At 65.4% G+C, this 15266-nt stretch carries 17 protein-coding genes; all 17 read left to right on the forward strand.

Going from position 1 to position 15266, the window contains the following annotated elements; all coding sequences use genetic code 11:
- Nucleotides 1–5: 5 nt before the first annotated feature.
- Nucleotides 6–422 (forward strand): flagellar basal body rod protein FlgC, encoded by a 417-nt coding sequence (gene flgC, locus RAD10_RS11595; RefSeq protein WP_074120477.1) that lies wholly within the window; start codon nucleotides 6–8, stop codon nucleotides 420–422.
- Nucleotides 423–424: 2 nt separating this feature from the next.
- Nucleotides 425–754 carry a flagellar hook-basal body complex protein FliE gene (locus RAD10_RS11600; RefSeq protein WP_018318440.1) on the forward strand — a complete coding sequence of 110 codons (330 nt, stop codon included), beginning with the start codon at nucleotides 425–427 and terminating at the stop codon, nucleotides 752–754.
- Nucleotides 755–771: 17 nt separating this feature from the next.
- Nucleotides 772–1560: a flagellar basal-body rod protein FlgG gene (gene flgG / locus RAD10_RS11605; RefSeq protein ID WP_018318441.1), complete on the forward strand. Its 789-nt coding sequence runs from the start codon at nucleotides 772–774 to the stop codon at nucleotides 1558–1560.
- A gap of 13 nt (nucleotides 1561–1573) precedes the next feature.
- On the forward strand, nucleotides 1574–2050 hold the full coding sequence (gene flgA, locus RAD10_RS11610) for a flagellar basal body P-ring formation chaperone FlgA (RefSeq protein WP_461617579.1): 477 nt from the start codon (nucleotides 1574–1576) through the stop codon (nucleotides 2048–2050).
- Complete coding sequence (gene flgI, locus RAD10_RS11615) at nucleotides 2047–3177, forward strand: flagellar basal body P-ring protein FlgI (RefSeq protein WP_038950160.1); 1131 nt, start codon at nucleotides 2047–2049, stop codon at nucleotides 3175–3177. Before flgA ends, flgI begins: the two co-directional genes overlap by 4 nt.
- Before the next feature lie 67 nt (nucleotides 3178–3244).
- Nucleotides 3245–4012, forward strand: coding sequence for a MotE family protein (locus tag RAD10_RS11620; protein WP_461617580.1), 768 nt, complete (start codon nucleotides 3245–3247; stop codon nucleotides 4010–4012).
- Nucleotides 4013–4720: a flagellar basal body L-ring protein FlgH gene (gene flgH / locus RAD10_RS11625; RefSeq protein WP_028145739.1), complete on the forward strand. Its 708-nt coding sequence runs from the start codon at nucleotides 4013–4015 to the stop codon at nucleotides 4718–4720.
- Between the two features lie 42 nt (nucleotides 4721–4762).
- Nucleotides 4763–5206 (forward strand): flagellar basal body-associated FliL family protein, encoded by a 444-nt coding sequence (locus RAD10_RS11630; protein WP_461617581.1) that lies wholly within the window; start codon nucleotides 4763–4765, stop codon nucleotides 5204–5206.
- Complete coding sequence (gene fliP / locus RAD10_RS11635) at nucleotides 5203–5943, forward strand: flagellar type III secretion system pore protein FliP (RefSeq protein WP_018318447.1); 741 nt, start codon at nucleotides 5203–5205, stop codon at nucleotides 5941–5943. The genes RAD10_RS11630 and fliP overlap by 4 nt, the downstream gene beginning before the upstream one ends.
- Before the next feature lie 241 nt (nucleotides 5944–6184).
- Entirely contained in the window at nucleotides 6185–7090 is a 906-nt protein-coding gene (locus tag RAD10_RS11640) for a flagellin N-terminal helical domain-containing protein (RefSeq protein ID WP_104461707.1), read from the forward strand.
- A gap of 264 nt (nucleotides 7091–7354) precedes the next feature.
- Nucleotides 7355–8266: a flagellin N-terminal helical domain-containing protein gene (locus tag RAD10_RS11645; RefSeq protein WP_091960846.1), complete on the forward strand. Its 912-nt coding sequence runs from the start codon at nucleotides 7355–7357 to the stop codon at nucleotides 8264–8266.
- Between the two features lie 292 nt (nucleotides 8267–8558).
- Nucleotides 8559–10184: a flagellar basal-body MS-ring/collar protein FliF gene (gene fliF / locus RAD10_RS11650; RefSeq protein ID WP_038950157.1), complete on the forward strand. Its 1626-nt coding sequence runs from the start codon at nucleotides 8559–8561 to the stop codon at nucleotides 10182–10184.
- Nucleotides 10181–10873 (forward strand): hypothetical protein, encoded by a 693-nt coding sequence (locus RAD10_RS11655; protein ID WP_461617582.1) that lies wholly within the window; start codon nucleotides 10181–10183, stop codon nucleotides 10871–10873. The genes fliF and RAD10_RS11655 overlap by 4 nt, the downstream gene beginning before the upstream one ends.
- A gap of 6 nt (nucleotides 10874–10879) precedes the next feature.
- Nucleotides 10880–12193 carry a MotB family protein gene (locus tag RAD10_RS11660; protein WP_461617583.1) on the forward strand — a complete coding sequence of 438 codons (1314 nt, stop codon included), beginning with the start codon at nucleotides 10880–10882 and terminating at the stop codon, nucleotides 12191–12193.
- Nucleotides 12190–13368, forward strand: a complete 1179-nt coding sequence (locus RAD10_RS11665) for a chemotaxis protein (RefSeq protein ID WP_461617584.1) — start codon at nucleotides 12190–12192, stop codon at nucleotides 13366–13368. The genes RAD10_RS11660 and RAD10_RS11665 overlap by 4 nt, the downstream gene beginning before the upstream one ends.
- Nucleotides 13365–14693, forward strand: coding sequence for a flagellar hook-length control protein FliK (fliK, locus tag RAD10_RS11670; protein ID WP_461617585.1), 1329 nt, complete (start codon nucleotides 13365–13367; stop codon nucleotides 14691–14693). Before RAD10_RS11665 ends, fliK begins: the two co-directional genes overlap by 4 nt.
- Complete coding sequence (locus RAD10_RS11675; RefSeq protein ID WP_461617586.1) at nucleotides 14644–15225, forward strand: transglycosylase SLT domain-containing protein; 582 nt, start codon at nucleotides 14644–14646, stop codon at nucleotides 15223–15225. The genes fliK and RAD10_RS11675 overlap by 50 nt, the downstream gene beginning before the upstream one ends.
- Nucleotides 15226–15266 lie beyond the last annotated feature (41 nt).

Consider the following 15266-nt stretch of genomic DNA (forward strand, 5'->3'; position numbering starts at 1 on the left):
TTGAGATGCTGGACTCACTGCAGGCGTCATTGACGGTCGCGAGCTCCGGGCTCGAAGCGCAGTCGACGCGTATGCGCATCGTCTCCGAGAATCTCGCGAACGCGACCTCGACGGGGCGCGCCGCCGGCGCCGATCCGTATCAGCGCAAGACCATCACCTTCGATGCCGCCATGGACCGCGCCTCGGGCGCGCAGCTTGCGAAGGTCAAGGAGATCGGGGTCGACACCACGCCGTACCGCGTGGAGTACGACCCGGGACATCCCGCTGCCGACAAGGCCGGCTACGTCAAGCTCCCGAACGTCAACATGATGATCGAGATGGCCGACATGCGGGAAGTCAACCGGTCCTATGAAGCCAATCTCCAGGTCGTGAAACAGGTGAGGTCGATGCTCGGCATGACCATCGACCTCTTGAGGAGCTGACAATGCTTGAGGCAATTTCATCCACCGCGATTTCCGCCGGGCAAGCGGCGAGCCGCGCGACCGAGGCGCAGGCCATCTCGCCGGCGGCGCCAACCGCCATTCAGTCCACCGACGATGTCGGGTTCGAATCGGTGATGAAGCAGGTGACGACGGACGCAATCGGAACGTTGAAGGCGGGCGAAGCGGCGTCGATCTCGGCGATGCAGGGCAAGGAATCCACGCGCAAGGTCGTGGAGGCGCTGATGTCGGCCGAGCAGGCCTTGCAGACGGCGGTCGCGGTTCGCGACAAGGTCGTGCAGGCCTACCAAGAAGTCGTCCGGATGTCGATTTGATCTGAAGGAATGAAGCTGTGAAATCGCTTGCCATTGCGGCCACGGGCATGAACGCCCAGCAGACCAACATCGAAGTCATCGCGAACAATATCGCCAACATCAATTCGACGTCGTACAAGCGTGCGCGCGCCGAGTTTACCGATCTGTTCTACCAGATGGACCGCATGCAGGGCGTCGCGAACGTCAACGGTTCGTCGCCGATCCCGGAAGGCGCCAATCTCGGTCTCGGCGTCAAGTCGGCGGCGATCCGCAAGCTGCACATCCAGGGCGCGCTGACGCAGACCGGCAACCCTTACGATATGGCGATCAACGGCCGCGGCTGGTTCCAGGTGCTCGGTCCGAACAACGAGGTGCAATACACCCGCGCGGGCTCGTTCAACACCAATGCCAACGGCCAGCTCGTCACCATCGACGGCTATCTGCTGGATCCCGCGATCACAATACCGCAGGGCACGGTCGAGGTCACGGTCAACCAGACCGGCCAGGTCTTCGCCAAGCTGGATACCGAGGTGAACCCGCGCCAGATCGGCCAGCTCAACCTCGCCAACTTCGCCAACGAGGCGGGCCTCGAGCCGCTGGGCAGCAATCTCTACAAGGAGACCACGGCGTCGGGCACGCCGGTCGTCGGCCTGCCGGGCGATTCCGGATACGGCAAGATCAACCAGAAATGGCTCGAAGCCTCGAACGTCGACCCGGTCAAGGAAATCACCGAGTTGATCTCGGCGCAGCGCGCCTACGAAATGAATGCCAAGGTCATCCAGGCCTCGGACGAAATGGCCCAGACAGTATCGAAGGGCATGCGCTAGTTCCGGTGTCTCGATGTTGAACAGGGTGGGCCTGATCGTGCGCGGGTTGGCCGCCGTGCTGCTGGTTCTGGCTTCGGCGCGGCTCGCCGAGGCCGAGGAGAAGCGGCTTCCCGTGCCGGCGGTTGCGATCCGCGCCGGCGAGCTGATCCGGGACGACATGATCACGGAGCGCGCCTTCGCGCCGAGCCTGCTCGGCGTCGCCATGTTCGTCGAAGGGCGCCAGGTCCTGGTCGGCCGCATGGCGCGGCGCGCGCTGTTGCCCGGCCAGCCCATCCCAACTAACTCGGTGGAAGATCCTTGGACCGTCGCTCGCGGCGCCATGGTCAAGGTCGTGGTGGAAGACAGCGGCCTGTCCATCGTCACTTACGGTTCGGCGATGCAATCGGGGGCGGCCGGCGCGCTCATCCCGGTGCGCAATACGGATACCGGGGTGATCATCAGGGGCGTGGTCCAGCCGGACGGCACCGTGAAGGTCGCGGACGGGTCATGACCAGAATCCTGCTTGCGCTCGTCCTGCTGCTTTCGGCCGCCAGCGCCCATGCCGCCGTCCGCATCAAGGACATCGCGGACATCAAGGGTCTGCGCGAAAACCAGATCGTCGGTTACGGCCTCGTGATCGGCCTGAACGGCACCGGCGATACGCTTCGCAACGCTCCGTTCACGGAGCAGTCCCTGCAATCGATGCTCGAGAACATGGGCATCAACGTCAGGAACGAGACCACGAGCACCAACAATCCGACGCGTCCGACGACGCTGCGCACGCGCAACGTCGCGGCCGTGATGGTGACTGCGGACCTGACGCCCTCGATCGGGCCCGGCGAGCGCATGGACGTGACCGTGTCGTCACTCGGCGATGCGACGTCGCTGCTCGGCGGTACGCTGGTCATGACATCGCTGCGCGCAGCGGACGGCGCCGTCTATGCGGTGGCTCAGGGCGCGATCACGGTCGCCGGCTACAGCGTCGGAGGCCAGGCGCAGAATGTCAGTCAGGGCACGCCGACGGCCGGGCGCATCCCGAACGGTGCGCTGGTCGAGCGCGAGGTGCAGGGAAGTCTCCACGAGATGGAGTTCCTGGTGCTGCAGCTGAAGAACCCCGACTTCGTCACCGCAACGCGCATCCTGGACGCCATCAACCGCTACGCGGGTGGACGCTACCGCGCGCAGATCGCTTTCGAGCGCGACTACCGCACCATCGTGCTGTCGAAGCCGCGCCACATCGGCCCTGTCCGCTTCCTTGCCGAGATCGGCGAACTGACGGTCGAGCCTGATACGCCGGCACGGGTGGTGATCAACGAGCGCACCGGCACGGTCGTGATCGGGCGCGACGTGCGGATATCGACCGTGGCCGTGACGCACGGCAATCTGACGGTTCGTGTCACGGAGATGCCCGTGGTGTCGCAGCCGGCGCCGTTCTCGCGAGGGCAGACCGTGGTGGTCCCGCAGACCGTGGTCGAGGCCAACGAGGCGGGATCGCAGGTGGCGATCCTCAGCGGGGTCGATCTCCAGCGCCTCGTGCGCGGGCTGAACCAGATCGGCCTGAAGCCGTCGGGCATCATCGCGATCCTGCAGGCGATCAAGACGGCTGGTGCGCTCCAGGCCGACGTCATCGTGCAATGATGCGCAAGCGTCGTGCAAGCTTGGTCGCTCAATGCTGGGGTCTCGACCGAGAATCGCACGCGGCCCGATGCTGAAGCTGGATCACAAAGCCAAACTCCTCCTGCTGATCGCGGCATCCGTGCTCGCGGGCGCGTCGCCCGTGCTGGCCCTTGACGAGGCCAAGCCGCCGAAGCCGCTCAACCTGCTCTCCTTCGCGCGCGCCCGCGCCTCCGGCCCGCAGAAGCCGCAGCCGGTCACCACGATGCCAGGCGACAATGCGTCGATCCGGGCGACGGCATGGGCGGCCGAAGACCAGGGACCTGCGACCACCGGCGCGGTGCCTGCTTCCCAGACGCCAGCGGCTGCACCCGCACCACCACCGGCACGTCCGGCCAAGCCCGGCAGCGTCACGGCGCCGCCGAAACCTGCGCCGCCACAGGCCGCGGTATCCGCGGACAATGAAGTCGCCCTGTTCTGCAGCAACGTCGCCGATCCCGCCGTCGATGCAAGGCTGGCCTGGCAGCTCAAGGAGCTGGAAAAGGCCGAGAGCCTGCTGCGCGAGCGGATCGCCGAGGTCGAGGCCAAGCGCGTCGAGTATGAGAAGTGGATGGCGCTGCGCGATGACTTCCTGAAGAAGGCCGAAGCCAGCGTCGTCGAGATCTATTCGCGCATGAAGCCCGAAGCTGCGGCGACCCAGATTGCCGGCATGGCGGATGAGACTGCCGCCGCCGTGCTCGCCAAGCTCAGCCCGAGGAACTCGAGCGCGATCTTCAACGAGATGGATACGGCACGCGCGGCGCACCTCGCCGACCTGCTTGGCGGAATGCGTCGCGTGGATGACGGAAAGACCAAATAGATGAAGAAGCCGATCCTCATCCTCTCGCTCATGCTGGCGTCCGTGCCCTTGGCCGGATGCTTCCATGATCCGTCCGAGGTCCTGACCGGCCCGCAAATGTCGCCGGTCGGCAGCGGCCTCCGGACCCAGGCCGATCCGATCCCGGTGACGCCGCGCATGCGCACGCCTGTCAGCTATCGCTCGACCTGGGACGACGGCACCGACCTCTACCGCGATCCCCGCGCCAGGCGCACCGGCGACGTCGTGACGGTGATCATCTCGATGCAGGACAAGGCCAAGCTCGACAACAAGACCGGCCGCTCGCGCGATTCGCAAGTCAAGTTCGGGCTCGACTGGCTGATGGACGTCGCAGGGTGGAGCGACAAGGGATCGACCAACGCCAATCTCAGCACCAACACCCAGATCAAGGGCAACGGCCAGATCGACCGCACCGAGGACATCAAGCTCTCGATCGCGGCCATCGTCACCGACGTGTTGCCGAACGGCAATATGATGATCAGCGGCTCGCAGGAGTTTCGCGTCAACACGGAGATGCGCGTGCTCAACGTCGGCGGCATCGTGCGTCCGCGCGATATCTCGCGCACCAACACGATCTCCTACGAGAAGATCGCCGAGGCCCGCGTGTCCTATGGCGGTCGCGGAAATCTGTCCGACGTGCAGCAGCCTGGATGGGGACATCGGATCTATGACGCCGTGGCACCATTCTGAAGTCCGCGCCGGTCTGGCCGCGTCGCGAGGGCAGGGGACGTGATGCGCCTGATTGCGGCCATCGTGGCGCTGACCCTTGTCGCGATCGGTGCTGGCGCGCTGGCCGGGCTGCATCTGTTCGCGGCGGCCGAGCGCGTCGCCGACGCGAAGAAGACCGCCACGCCGCCGCCGCTTGCCTCGAGCTACGCCGGCAGCGCCCGGCTCAGGAAGCTGTCTCCGATCGTGACCAATCTGTCCGCGCCGGCCAACAACTGGGCCCGCATCGAAGCCTCCATGGTGACCGAGAGCATGAGCGACGAGGATGCCGGCATCCTGGCCGCCCACATCAGCGAGGACATCGTCACCTATCTGCGGTCGGCGACGGTGACCCAATTCGAGGGATCGCGCGGGCTTCAGCATCTGCGCGACGACCTGACCGAGCGCGCCAATATCCGCTCGTCGGGCAAGGTGCGCGAATTGATCATTGAGACCCTGGTGATTCAGTGAGAGTGAAAATCCTGCTGCTCGCGTTGGTTCTGGTCGTGCTGCCCGAAGTGGCGCTCGCCCAGATTCCGGACCTCAACTCGCTGCTGCCGCCCGGAAACGGATCGACCAGCGGCCGGATCATCCAGCTGATGGCGCTGATCACGGTGCTGTCGGTGGCGCCGGGACTGCTCATCATGGTGACGAGCTTCACGCGATTTGCGGTGGCGCTGTCGTTCCTGCGCGCCGGGCTCGGCCTGCAGACCACGCCGGCCAACCTGGTGCTGATCAGCCTCGCGCTGTTCATGACCTTCTACGTGATGGCGCCGACCTTCGACCGCGCCTGGGAGACCGGCGTCCAGCCGCTGATGAAGAACGAGATCTCGGAAGAGCAGGCCTATCTGAAGATCACGGATCCGTTCCGCGAGTTCATGCTGGCTCATGTCCGCGACAAGGATCTGCAGACCTTCGAGTCGCTCGCCGCGGAGAGCTTTCGCAAGAAGTTCGACGACAAGCGTGTCGATTTGCGCGTTATCATCCCGGCCTTCATGATCTCCGAGCTGAGGCGTTCGTTCGAGATCGGATTTCTCATCATCCTGCCGTTCCTCGTCATCGACATGATCGTGGCGACGCTGACGATGTCGATGGGCATGATGATGATGCCGCCGACGATCCTGGCGCTGCCGTTCAAGATGCTGTTCTTCGTGCTGATCGACGGCTGGAATCTGCTCGCCTCCGGACTGGTGCGCTCGTTCTCGTAACGGCGGCGAACGTCGGCCCGGCTCGTTATGGTTAGCGGAAAGTAATATTAACCATATGATATTGCTGCGGAATTCAAGCCGATCTTAATCCGCCGGCAAGATTCGACGTGTTAGCAAGGCGTCACGGCGGGTTGGATCTCACCCATAGCAGTCCAAAGGCATGATGCCGCCCCTCCGTACCGGTGCAAGTCCGGTATGTCCCCTGATGAAAATGTAACGCGTACATAAAGGGACATTCGCAATGTCAAGCCTGCTCACGAACTCGTCCGCCATGACCGCGCTCCAGACCCTGCGGTCTGTCAGCTCGCAACTCTCCACCACGCAGAGCCGGATCTCCACCGGCCAGCGCGTGGCTACCGCCGCGGACAACGCCGCCTACTGGTCGATCGCGACCTCGATGCGCGCCGACAACGCCGCGCTCTCCGCCGTCTCCGACTCGCTCGGTCTGTCGGCCGCGACCGTCGACACCGAGTACACCGCTCTGAACAAGGTCCTCGGCGACAGCAACTCCGGCCTGACCAAGCTCCAGTCGCTGCTGGTCGAAGCCAAGACCGCCGGTATCGATCGCAGCAAGATCCAGTCGGAAATCACCCAGATTCAGCAGGACATGAAGAACGTCGCCAGCGCGGCGACCTTCAACGGCGTCAACTGGCTGAGCACGAACGCCTCCACGCCGACGACCGTCAATCTCGTGTCGTCGTTCTCGCGTGTCGGCTCCACGCCGACCACCAGCTCGATCACGGTGACCGTCGCCAACTACTCGCTCTACACTTCGAGCACGAGTGGTATCCTCGACACGGTGAGCGGCAGCGCGTCGGTCGACAGCCTCAACATCGGTGCACTGACCGACTCGTCTGCTGACCAGACCATTCTCGATGGTTACATCGCGAAGGTCACCGCAGCGATCGGCACGGTGTCCTCGGGCGCCGCCAACCTCGGCGCCATCAAGAACCGTATCTCGAACAACTCGGAGTTCGTGAAGTCGCTGATGGACTCGGTGGATCGCGGTATCGGCCAGCTCGTCGACGCCGACATGAACCAGGAGTCCACCCGCCTGGCGGCGCTCCAGGTCCAGCAGCAGCTCGGCGTTCAGGCGCTCTCGATCGCCAACAACAACAGCCAGAGCATCCTGTCGCTGTTCCGCTAAGCCTTTAGACGATCTCGGGAGGGCCGCGCTTCTCGCGAAGCGCGGCCCTTTCGTTTGCCCGACGCGCGCACCGTGATTTCGGCCGCCCTGTTGCAGCGGGGTCACGGTGCCACAAGCCCCGCACAAGCTTCGTTGGCTAGTCTCGCCGCTACGACGGATTGGGTTTACGCGCATTTCCGCAGCCCAAAGGCATGATGCCGCCCTGTCGTACCGGTGCAAGCCCGGTATGTCCCCATCCAATCTGTTTTCAAAGGGACATCAAAGATGGCTTCCAGCCTGCTTACCAACTCCGCTGCAATGACTGCGCTCCAGACCCTCCGGAATGTCAGCGCCAGCCTGCAGACGACCGAAAACCGGATCTCCACCGGCCAGCGCGTCTCGACCGCTTCGGACAACTCGGCCTATTGGTCGATCGCGACCTCGATGCGCGCCGACAACGCCGCGCTCTCCGCCGTCTCCGACTCGCTCGGTCTGTCGGCTGCGACCGTCGACACCGAATACACCGCTCTGAACAAGGTCATCGGCGACCAGAACTCCGGCCTGACCAAGCTCCAGGCGCTGCTGGTCGAAGCCAAGACCGCCGGTATCGACCGCAAGAAGATCCAGTCGGAAATCACCCAGATCCAGCAGGACATGAAGAACGTGGCCAATGCGGCGACGTTCAACGGCGTTAACTGGCTGAGCACCAACGCCTCCACCCCGGCGACAGTCAACCTGGTGTCGTCGTTCTCGCGCGTCGGCGCCACGCCGACGATCAACACCATCACGGTGACGGTCGCCAACTACTCGCTCTACACCTCAAGCACGAGTGGTATCCTCGATACGGTGAGCGGCAGCGCGTCGGTCGACAGCCTCAACATCGGTGCGCTGACCGACTCGACGGCCGACCAGACCACGATCGATACCTACATCGCGCAGGTCACCGCCGCGATCAACACGGTCAGCCAGTCCGCCGCCAACCTCGGCGCCATCAAGAACCGCATCTCGAACAACACTGAGTTCGTGAAGTCGCTGATGGACTCGGTGGATCGTGGTATCGGCCAGCTCGTCGACGCCGACATGAACGCGGAATCGACCCGGCTCCAGGCGCTGCAGACCCAGCAGCAGCTTGGCGTTCAGGCGCTCTCGATCGCCAACCAGAACAGCCAGAGCATCCTGTCGCTGTTCCGCGGCTAAGCGGCGCTTTCGAAAACGACCGTGCTCCCTTAAGGGAGCACGGTCCCCGCCGTGACCGGCGGACGCGATGGCACGACGTGCCCGCAATCGATCTCCCGACGTTGAATTTCATGCGACGCGCAGCGGCCGATCGTGCGGCCAGGCGCACGTAGCCGCTGGCCTATCGCGTCACTCGGGCTTCTTGTAAAATTGCAACGCCTCGCCTGCGAACTGACACATTCGTGTCCTCGCGCAACCTTCAGACAAGGTTGGCAGCGGAGTGTCCCGTACGTTCGCATTGGTACGAGGTCATATGCTCAGTCGTGCGCAGGTACAGCAACTGCTCAACAATCTGCTGGAGCTTGGGCCGCGACGCCTGATGGCCCTGGGCCTGATCGGTTTTGCCGTTCTCGTGACCGTCGTCGGCGGCGCGTACTATCTGAGCCGGCCTGAATTCGAGACGCTCTATACCGGCCTCACCCGCGAAGACGTGACGCGCATGGGCGCCGCGCTGCGCGAGCAGAACATCACCTTCGACGTCAATACGGCCGGCGACGCGCTCTCGGTGCGCCCGAGCCAGACCATGCAGGCGCGGATGCTGCTGGCCGAGAAGGGGCTGCCGACCAGCGCCAATTCCGGCTACGAGCTGTTCGACAAGATCGGCTCGCTCGGCTTGACCTCGTTCATGCAGGAGGTCACCAAGCTCCGGGCGCTGGAAGGCGAGATCGCGCGCACGGTGCAGTTGATGAAGGGCGTCAAGGCGGCGCGGGTGCATATCGTGCTGCCGGTGCGCGGCTCGTTCCGCGCGACGCAGCAGCCGCCATCTGCATCGGTCGTGCTGCGCACCGACGGCGCGATCGAGGCACGCACGGCGCAGTCGATCCGCCATCTCGTCGCCGCCGCCATTCCAGGCATGAACCGGGACAAGGTGACGGTGCTGGATGCCGACGGCTCGATGCTGCTCGCCGAAGAGGACGAGGCGAGCGCCGCCCCGACCAAGATGGCGAGCCTGCAGAAGACGGTCGGCGGCATGGTGCAGGAGAACATCCGCAAGGCGCTGACGCCGTATCTGGGCCTCGACAATTTCGAGGTTAGCGTCGCACCGCAACTCTCCACCGACAAGCGGCAGATCAACGAGACCGTCTACGATCCGGAGAGCCGGGCCGAACGTTCGGTGCGGAACGTGCGCGAGAAGGAATCCTCGCAGAACGCCGACCGTTCGACGCCGACCACGGTGCAGCAGAACCTTCCCGATCAACAGGTCAACGCCGGCGGCGGCAAGAACTCCAGCGAGGACAAGACCCGCCGGGAGGACGTCACCAACTTCGAGGTCTCGTCGAAGACCACGACGACGGTGAGCGACGGCTATGCGGTGAAGAAGCTCTTCATCGCGGTCCTGGTCAATCGGGCGCGGCTGGTCGCCGATCTCGGCGACAAGAGCAACCAGGCCATCGTCGACAGCAAGCTCGCCGAGATCAGCCAGCTCGCGGCGACGGCCGGCGGACTTGACAAGCAGCGCGGCGACCAGATCCAGGTGACGGCCGTCGACTTCATCGAGGGCTCGCGCGAGCTGGCGCCGGTGCCGCCGATCAGCTTCGTCGAGATGATCAACAAGCAGCTCGGCAGCGTCATCAACGCGGTGACGATCCTGGCCGTTGCATCGATGCTGGTTTGGTTCGGCTTGCGGCCGGCGGTCAACGGCATTCTGACCCATCGCGCGGAGCAGGAGCAGGTGGAGGCCGCCGAGGCCGCTGAGATCGAGGCTGCTGCGGCCCTTGCATTGGCTGAGAGTCAGGACCCCGAGCTGAATCTCGTCGAAGACCTCGAAGGCAAGATGCAGCGAACGCCGCAGAAGCGACTGGAGCAGATCGTCCGGCTCGACCAGGCGCAGGCCGCAGCGATCCTTAAAGACTGGATGCGACGCGAGGAGGCGGCATGAACGCGGCAATCGGAAAATTCCTGACGCAGTTCGACGCGAACGGCCGGGTCAAATCACCGCCGCCTCCGCCGCCCAGGATCCAGGACGTGCTGACGAGGCCGAAGGAGGTCATGCGCGAGCCTCCGCCGCAGCCCCAGGCCCATTCGCCGCCGTTGCCGCAGTCGCCGTCTCCAGCGCCGAAGGCGGAAGCGCCGCCGGCCAATGTCCTGGACGACGCCTACCGGCGCGGCCATGCGGCCGGCGTCGCGGAAGGCGACGCCAGGCTTGCCGAGGAGCGCGTCCGCAGCGCGATCCGTCTCGGCGAGGAGCGCGCCAAATGGTCCGACCAGCAGGCGGTCGCGATCGTGAGCGGCTTCGAGACGGCTTGCCGCGAGATCGAGACCAACATCGCAAGCTCCGTGGCGCGGATATTACTGCCGTTCCTCACCGAGGCGGTCCGCGACAAGGCGATCGGATCGCTGGTCGAGCAGATCGCGGCGCTGACCGGCAACTCGTCGGTGCCGGCGTTCAAGGTCACCGGCCCGAGCGAGCTGCTCGACCTCGTGAAGACGCAGCTCGAGACGTCCAGGCGCACCGGCATCGAGTACGAGGCCGCCGACACCTTGGAGGTTCGCGTCGTGGCCGACCAGACCGTGATCGAGACGCAGATCACGGCCTGGAGCGAACGCCTGAAGGAAGCACGCCGGTAACCCGCCATGGAAGAGGTCAAGCATGAACTCGTGATCGTCCGCCGGCGCAGCGCTTTCGCTGAGGAGGCGCATCACGGCGGCGTATGGAAGATCGCCTATGCGGACTTCATGACCGCGATGATGGCGTTCTTCCTGGTCATGTGGCTGCTCAACGCGCTCAACCAGGATCAGAAGCAGGTCGTCGCGAGCTATTTCAATCCGATCCAGCTCGCGGAAAATGCCCCCGCGCCGAAGGGCCTGAAGAATCTCTCCAAGAAGGAGCCGACCTCGTTCGAAGGTCAGGACGGCAAGCGTCAGCCGGCCGGCTCGAACGAGGAACGTCGTGGTGACTCGCCGACGGCCGAGAAGCCGGCCTCCTATGAAGAGAAGGTCCTGTTCCGTGATCCCTATGCGACGCTCTCCGAGATCGCGAACAGCGCGAACCAGTCCACGGGACAGCGGCGCGCCGGCGCGCTGACGTCCGCCGAAGAGGACGGCCTCAAGGGTGGCGACGCCTACCGCGATCCCTTCGACCCCGGCTATTGGAAGCTGGCGCCGCAAGCGTCCAAGGATGCCGATCGCATGATCGAGAGCGAGCCCAAGCCGAATGCCTCCGCGCGCGAGGGCGCCTCAGGCACAAATCAGGGCGAGCCGCAGGCCCGTCGTGCCAAGGCGGACGATGCCGGCGGAAGCCTGGCGCCGAACGCGGATGCGTCGTCCGCAAACCAGTCGCCGTTGCTGCCGCCGGGGCCCGCGCCGGCGCAAGCCCCGCGCGAGGGCAGCGCTCAGGCGAGCGTTCAGGCCAACGCCGCCGCGCAGGCGCGTCCCAACGATACGACGAAGGAGTCCGAGCCGCGCGATGCGGCGCAAACCCAGCAGCCGACCGTCAAGCAGCTTCAGGCCGCGATCGCGGACGCGCTCTCGGACATCAAGGCGGGCGCCGGGCCGGCGGCCGAGGTGCGTCAGGTCGAGGAGGGCCTCCTGATCAGCCTGACCGACGATGCGAGCTTCGGCATGTTCGCGGTCGGCTCGGCCGAGCCGCGGCCCGAGCTGATCCGCGTGATCGACAAGATCGGGCCGTTGCTGACGAAACGTCAGGGCATGATCATCGTCCGCGGCCATACCGACAATCGACCGTATCGTTCTGAGACTTACGACAATTGGCGGCTGTCGACCGCTCGCGCGCAGATGGCCTATTACATGCTGGTTCGCTCCGGCGTCGACGCACTGCGGATCGAGCATGTCGAAGGCTATGCCGACCGCCGGCCGAAGCTTCCGAGCGATCCGGCGGCCGCGCAGAACCGCCGGATCGAGATCCTGATTCGTGAGAAGCGCCCTTGATGAGGCCGCTCCTCTGCGCCGCCCTGCTGCTCCTGCCGTTCACGGCAGCGAACGCGCTCGCACAACCCGCGCGCCAGTCGGGCGAGCCCTATGAGCTCGTCCGCGCGTTGCAAGCCGTGCAGGACGGCATCGCCAACGGTGACACCGCCGCGCATGGCAGCCACGTCACGCTGATCCGGCAGATCGGAGAGAAGTTTCTCGCCGCCGATCCGGGCGTGTGGAGCAATGCGCAGAACAGCCAGGCTGCGGTCATCTACCTGCTCAGCGGCGGCGCGCCGCAGATCGTCCGCAAGCTGCCGCGCGACAAGATGAACGTCGACGAGCGGCTGTTCAACGGCGCGCTCGCCTATGTCGAGGGCCGTCAGGAGGAAGCGCGGGAGCTGCTCAAGGACGTCAAGCCGCGGACGCTGTCCTCCGGCCTCGGCGGACAGGTCGCGCTGGTCCAGGGCGCGTTGTTCGCGCGTTCCGAGGCATCGCTCGCGATCGAACGTCTGGACGACGCGCGCCTGCTCCTGCCTGGCACGCTGGTGGAGGAGGCGGCGTTGCGGCGCGAGATCCTGCTGGTGGGGCAGGCGGAGGATTTCGACAAGTTCGAGTTCCTGGCGCTGGCCTATATCCGCCATTACCGTAACTCGATCTATGCCGGCGATTTCTGGCAGCGCTTTTCCTCGGGCCTGACGCAATCGAGTCTGGCGCTCGATGATCGCCGCTTCGCGCGGATCGCAGCGCTGCTCGAGCAGATCGATCGCGCGAGCCGCCTCAAGCTCTATCTCGTGATCGCGCGCGCGGCGATGGTGCGCGGGCAGCTGGCCGTGACGCGGCTTGCCGGCGAACGGGCGCTGACGCTCAGCGCCGACGCCTCGGCGGATCGCGAGCGGGCGCATTTCTTCCGCGGCGCCGCGCGGGCGCTCACCGACGAGTATGACGGCGGTCTTGCCGAGCTGAAGGCAGTCGACCGGTCGAAGCTGCCTGAGCGCGACGTGCCCCTTATGAATGCCACGCTGCAGCTTGCGCTCGACATTCGCAAGCCGCTTCCGGGCGGATCCGCCACTGCTTCCGACAAGCCTCCGGCAACGCCGGCGCGTCTCGATCTGGCGTCATCGACCGTGACGCTCGCGCGCGCGCAGAAGCAGCTCGGCGAACTCGAACTCCTTACCAGGGACCGCCGCCCATGACCAAGCTCAGTGGAACCTCCGGACAGCTCTTCTCGGGGCTCGCCGAGAGCCTCAACATCCGCGGCACGTCGCGTTCGGCAAAGAGCGCCGGAGCCAAATCGCAGGCGGGCTCGTCGTTCAACGATCTGCTCCACACCGTCTCGAACCTCGCCAAGCAGGCACTCAACGATGAGGGCAGCGATACGACCGCGAAGGCCGGAGCGCTGCGCACGCGTCTGGCCCACCCAGCGGGCAAAGACAAGTCGAAGGACGAGACGGACGAGCGCACCGAGGCGACCGACGTGCTCAAGGCTGGCGACCAGACGACCGACAAATCGTCGGAGACGCAAAGTCCGGTCGACCATGATCCGAAGCCGGACGTTTCGAACCGCCCGAACGCTCCCGTGATGGTCGGACAGGATATCGTTGCCGCATCGGCCGCGAAGCCGCAAATGCCGTTGCAGTCGGGCGACAGGAAAGACGTGCCCGCGCGCGACGAGCGCCCATCCGGGACGAAGCGCGAAGTTGCGGCCACAGGCATGGCGAAGGCAACGACGGCGGATTCCGCGCCGTCTGCTACCGTTCCGACCGGCGCGCGTGCACAAGGCGATGCATCGCAAGCCGCGGCCGCACAGCCAGGCAGCGAGGCTTCCGCCAAAGCCATGCCCGCGACATCAGGCTTCGAGGCGGTCACGGCCAATGTCGAACGCGCCGCCAAGGTCTCGACGCGCGACGCGTTGCCCGAGACGACCAAGGTCACCGTGGTCCAGCAGGAGACCCATCTGCCCCCGGCGCAGTTCAACGCCCCGCAACAAGTCGCCAATGCGGTCGTCGCCGAACTGAAGGACTCCGCAGGCCCGGCGGCGTCCGCAGCGCCCGATCTCGCAGCATCCCAGACCAATGCGCCGGATCAGCCGCTCAAGATCCTGACCATCAATCTCGAGCCGCCCGCTCTCGGCAACGTCACCGTGCGCCTTCGTCTCGTCGGCACCGAAGTGTCCGTCCACCTTGCGGCCGCGCGCAAGGACACGAGCCAGATGCTGGATCAGCAGCGCGACCAGATCCGCGATCTCATGCAGACGGCGGGTTATGTCGCCGACGTCGCGCCCGTGCAGCACGGCTCGCTGGATGGATTCCAGAGCGGCTCCGGCCAGTCGCAGCCGCAGCTCTCGGGCCAGCAACAGCCCTCGTCGCAGTCGCAAGGTGCGTTCGGTGGCGCAGGCACGTCGTCGGGGCAATCCGATGGCGGCGCGAAGCAGGCCCGCCAGGAGCGCCAGCCCAGCCAGGAGACGCGTCATGACCAGGACGTGGCGCCGCATCTTCGTCGCGGCCCTGTTTATCTGTAATGCCGGCGCCGCGGACGCGGCCGCCGACGCCGCGCGCCCCTGCGAGCGCGAGATGGCGCGCGCGGCCCAGCAGCATGGGATTCCGCTCGGCATTCTCTACGCAGTCGGTCTCACCGAGACCGGCCGCCGCGGCGCGCTGCATCCTTACGCCCTCGGCGCCGACGGCCAGACCGTGTTCGCCAGGGACATGGATGATGCGATCGCAAATTTCCAGGCCATGCGCGGCAAGGGCATCAAGCTGATCGATCTCGGCTGCATGCAGATCAATCACTACTATCACGGCGACAAGTTCGCCTCGGTTCGCGCGATGTTCGATCCCGCGAAGAACGTCGAATATGCCGCGCGCTTCCTTAAAGAGCTGAAGCAGCGCGAGGGCAGCTGGACCATGGCGGTGGCTCGCTACAATGCCGGCCCCAACAACCAGCCGGCGCAGAAGCGCTATGTCTGTCACATCGTGGCTCACCTCGTGTCGAGCGGCTTCGGTGCCTGGACCGACAAGGCACGCTCGTTCTGTCAGCCGAAAACGACATGACGACGTGAAGTTGTGCATGGTTCCGAACCATCAGCCCCGCG

Source organism: Bradyrhizobium sp. 23AC (genome assembly GCF_054863025.1).

Bases quoted from the DNA above. Each gene is read 5' to 3' on its own strand.
- RAD10_RS11630 (WP_461617581.1), top strand. From the start codon at position 4,763: ATGCGCCTGATTGCGGCCATCGTGGCGCTGACCCTTGTCGCGATCGGT.
- RAD10_RS11620 (WP_461617580.1), top strand. From the start codon at position 3,245: ATGCTGAAGCTGGATCACAAAGCCAAACTCCTCCTGCTGATCGCGGCA.
- flgA (WP_461617579.1), top strand. From the start codon at position 1,574: ATGTTGAACAGGGTGGGCCTGATCGTGCGCGGGTTGGCCGCCGTGCTG.
- RAD10_RS11675 (WP_461617586.1), top strand. From the start codon at position 14,644: ATGACCAGGACGTGGCGCCGCATCTTCGTCGCGGCCCTGTTTATCTGT.
- flgH (WP_028145739.1), top strand. From the start codon at position 4,013: ATGAAGAAGCCGATCCTCATCCTCTCGCTCATGCTGGCGTCCGTGCCC.
- flgC (WP_074120477.1), top strand. From the start codon at position 6: ATGCTGGACTCACTGCAGGCGTCATTGACGGTCGCGAGCTCCGGGCTC.
- RAD10_RS11655 (WP_461617582.1), top strand. From the start codon at position 10,181: ATGAACGCGGCAATCGGAAAATTCCTGACGCAGTTCGACGCGAACGGC.
- RAD10_RS11600 (WP_018318440.1), top strand. From the start codon at position 425: ATGCTTGAGGCAATTTCATCCACCGCGATTTCCGCCGGGCAAGCGGCG.
- flgI (WP_038950160.1), top strand. From the start codon at position 2,047: ATGACCAGAATCCTGCTTGCGCTCGTCCTGCTGCTTTCGGCCGCCAGC.
- RAD10_RS11640 (WP_104461707.1), top strand. From the start codon at position 6,185: ATGTCAAGCCTGCTCACGAACTCGTCCGCCATGACCGCGCTCCAGACC.
- RAD10_RS11660 (WP_461617583.1), top strand. From the start codon at position 10,880: ATGGAAGAGGTCAAGCATGAACTCGTGATCGTCCGCCGGCGCAGCGCT.
- fliK (WP_461617585.1), top strand. From the start codon at position 13,365: ATGACCAAGCTCAGTGGAACCTCCGGACAGCTCTTCTCGGGGCTCGCC.
- RAD10_RS11645 (WP_091960846.1), top strand. From the start codon at position 7,355: ATGGCTTCCAGCCTGCTTACCAACTCCGCTGCAATGACTGCGCTCCAG.
- fliF (WP_038950157.1), top strand. From the start codon at position 8,559: ATGCTCAGTCGTGCGCAGGTACAGCAACTGCTCAACAATCTGCTGGAG.